This window comes from Zoogloea sp. LCSB751, assembly GCF_002028455.1.
Lineage (GTDB): Bacteria > Pseudomonadota > Gammaproteobacteria > Burkholderiales > Rhodocyclaceae > Zoogloea.
In genome coordinates this window covers 1-257 of the sequence record NZ_MWUM01000354.1, presented here as the reverse complement: position 1 = coordinate 257, position 257 = coordinate 1, and the positions used below count along the sequence as shown (strand labels likewise).

Below are 257 nucleotides of genomic sequence, written 5' to 3'. Positions count from 1 at the left end.
ATTTTACGGCGCTTTTCGCCGTAAACTGGAAATTTGGTAAACTGCACAATGATACCGGTGTCATGATAAGGCTGATCTTCTGAACAAATAATGCATCTTTCTGACCATCAACAAGTGATGAATCAGGCGATGATAGCTTTACATTGATTTTCAGGAGAATGCAGATGACAGCAGTAGCGCACCAGGTAACCCCTTTTCTAACATCTTACGAAGTGATGGCTCGTTACCACATTAGCTATACGACGCTCTGGCGAAGA

At 42.8% G+C, this 257-nt stretch carries 1 pseudogene; it reads left to right on the top strand.

Annotated features, from left to right (window positions below):
• Positions 1-164: 164 nt before the first annotated feature.
• Positions 165-257 (top strand): annotated as a pseudogene (locus tag B4920_RS31155) (DNA-binding protein); the annotation flags it as partial.